Below are 2652 nucleotides of genomic sequence, written 5' to 3'. Positions count from 1 at the left end.
GGCAAAGACATGTTCGGACCTGTCGCGGTTTGATACCGCTCCTTTGAAAGCATTTGCTGCAGCAAAGGAGACGAACGCTTGCCATCTGACACCCGCACCCCCAGTTAACCTTCGTTAAGACATCCTTGACGGAGCCCCGATGCGCGCCCTGCCGGTCCTAGCTGTCCTCGCGCTGGTTCCGGCGTCACTTGCAGGGGCGCAGGATTGCGATCCGAACTATACCGGCGCGTGTGTTCCCATCGCTTCGGAGGTCGATTGCGCCGGAGGCTCGGGCAACGGCCCGGCCTATGTCACGGGGCCGGTCTGGGTGGTGGGCTCGGACATCTACGGCCTCGACCGCGATGGCGACGGCAAGGCCTGCGAGCCGAAATAGCGTCGCTCGACATATGCCATACGTTTTGCCGACAGTTTGCCGACGTTTTGCCGACCGTCCGTTCAGCCCCCCTCCGCCGGTTTCGGCCGTACGAATTTCGCCCCGCCCGCTTTGGTCACCGTCACCTGACCGGGGGTGGCCAGACCCTCCGGAACCGGGACAGGCGCGCAGGCAATACCGTCGCCATCGGGGTCGTTCCGCGCATGATAGCCGACTTCACCAACCCGCGCTTCGGCCAACCCGATCGCCGCCGCCGCCGGGCATCCGGCACGCGCCAAAAGATGGGCCAGGGCGGAAGAGGGCGGATAGGGGCTCGTCCGGATATAGACCGAAACCGCCATCGCCAGCGCGACAACCGGAATGGCCATCAGCTTCAGGATCACCGAGGACAGGAACCGCCCCATACCCGGCTTGCGCCGGTCACCGCGTCCGGTCTTATGTCTTCGGGGATGCGCGTGGTCAGTCATGGTGGCGGGGTAGCGGGGCAATTTGGCCTCATCATGGCAATAGAGGCGCAGGATCGCCCGCCTCACCTGTCTGTGATGCCCGCAAATCCCCCTGCCCGACTCACCGGCGCGATGATAGGTTGCGCCCTGCAACCCCTTTGGAGTGACGCCCATGCGCGCGCTGCTGTTTGCCCTTCCCCTGCTGCTTGCCACCCCTGCCCTTGCCGATGAAACCACCGGCACTGTCATTGCCTTCGACCGGGCGGCGCGGGTGATCGTGCTTGACGACAAGACGATCTGGCCCCTCGGCGAGGCGACCGAGACCTCGCCCGACCTCGTGGCCGGTGACGTGGTCAAGATCATCTATGTCGGCGGCGGCGATGCCGGTGTCGACAAGATCACAAGCGTGATGCGCGTGGGCGGTTGAGGCGGGCCGCGACACGCCTATGGACGGGCGCGGCGCAAACGCTATCCTAGCCTCCATGTCCGAAACGCCCCATGCCGATGCCTATAAACCCGCCGAAATCGCCCGCCTGATCGAAAGCGCGGGCGTGGCAAAGGCTGCGCTGCCTCTGGCGCAGATGTTCGTTCTGGCGATGCTGGCCGGGGCTTTCATCGGCTTTGGCGCAGCCGCCTATACGATGGTGATGACCGGGGTTGACCCCGGCTATGGTCCCGCACGGATGTTGGGCGGCGTGGTCTTCTCGCTCGGCCTCATTCTGGTCATCGTCGGCGGGGCGGAACTGTTCACCGGCAATGCGCTGATGGTCATGGCGGCGGTCGAGGGCAAGATCACGCGACGGCAGCTTCTGCGCAACTGGGCCGTGGTCTATGCGGGCAATCTGGTTGGCGCGGCGAGCCTCGGCCTCGCCTTTGGTCTGACGGGGCTTCTTGATGGGCCAATGGGGGAAACGGCGGTGAAGATCGCCGGGGCCAAGGCCTCGCTGCCAGTGTTTGAGGCGGTTATGCGCGGCGCGCTCTGCAATGCGCTTGTCTGCCTTGCCGTCTGGCTGACCTTCGCGGCCCGGACCGTCGCGGGCAAGATCCTGGCCATCCTCTGGCCGATCACCGGTTTCGTGCTGCTTGGCCTCGAACATTCAGTGGCCAACATGTATTTCTTCCCGCAGGGCTGGGCCGCCGGGGCCGCACCAGACCTTGCCCGGGCGGCAGGCAACCTCTTCTGGGTGACTTTCGGTAACATCCTCGGCGGTGCAGGCGGCGTGGCACTGGCCTATCGTTTCGCCTATCTCGGACCCCGGCCGTAAGGAATGGGCGGCGCTGTCTGCATTTCGAATTCTGGCTGAGGAAACAAGTGCCGGATATCGAATGGAACTGGTTCGAATTTGGCTTCAGCGCAATTTCGAAGCGCTGTCTTCTTCCCTCCAAAACCAAGGGCGGGACAGTGTCCCCGGCTTGGACTATTCAACCATTGGCGCCCGCACCACAGGGCACATCGCTACGCAACCGTTCGGCAAGCGATGTGGCATCTACTATGGAAGCCAGCGGTATCAGCGCCTTGCCGCTGACAGGCTCTAGAATCTTTGGAGAGACGAGAACGGTGTCGCAGACGGCAATATCGACGACCTCCCCCACATGGCGCGTCGTGAACGCGGCAAGCTGAGCATCCATATCCTCGGAAAAGGTGATTTCGACACCGGCACCGGACGATCCAGAAAGAAAGACAGGTGCGGCACGTTCAATATGCGCCATCGGGATCGACAGAATGTCGTCCGTCGCAAGAAAGCGGAGAGGCGCAACAGGCTCAACGGCATGGGCCGCACCCGCGAGGATCGCGGGCGCGGCCAGCAAGAGGATTATCGGCCTGATCAATAG

General features: G+C 63.6%; 5 protein-coding genes. 3 read left to right on the top strand and 2 right to left on the bottom strand.

What is annotated here, in order from left to right:
* Positions 1–139 precede the first annotated feature (139 nt).
* On the top strand, positions 140–373 hold the full coding sequence (locus WBB85_RS13455) for a hypothetical protein (protein WP_432639120.1): 234 nt from the start codon (positions 140–142) through the stop codon (positions 371–373).
* Between the two features lie 62 nt (positions 374–435).
* On the opposite strand, the gene WBB85_RS13450 is transcribed toward WBB85_RS13455, so the two are convergent.
* On the bottom strand, positions 436–861 hold the full coding sequence (locus WBB85_RS13450; protein WP_432639119.1) for an excalibur calcium-binding domain-containing protein: 426 nt from the start codon (positions 859–861) through the stop codon (positions 436–438).
* Between the two features lie 130 nt (positions 862–991).
* Between WBB85_RS13450 and WBB85_RS13445 the strand changes: the two genes are divergently transcribed.
* Entirely contained in the window at positions 992–1246 is a 255-nt protein-coding gene (locus WBB85_RS13445; RefSeq protein WP_432639118.1) for a hypothetical protein, read from the top strand.
* Positions 1247–1301: 55 nt separating this feature from the next.
* Entirely contained in the window at positions 1302–2084 is a 783-nt protein-coding gene (locus WBB85_RS13440) for a formate/nitrite transporter family protein (protein ID WP_432639117.1), read from the top strand.
* A 157-nt stretch (positions 2085–2241) separates the two neighbouring features.
* On the opposite strand, the gene WBB85_RS13435 is transcribed toward WBB85_RS13440, so the two are convergent.
* On the bottom strand, positions 2242–2652 hold a 411-nt coding region (locus WBB85_RS13435; protein ID WP_432639116.1), incomplete at its 5' end, for a hypothetical protein.

The organism is Albidovulum sp. (genome assembly GCF_049646345.1).
In the GTDB taxonomy this organism is placed as follows: Bacteria; Pseudomonadota; Alphaproteobacteria; order Rhodobacterales; family Rhodobacteraceae; genus Albidovulum.
Note: the sequence above shows the minus strand (reverse complement) of the source record. Positions and strands in the feature narration are given on the sequence as shown.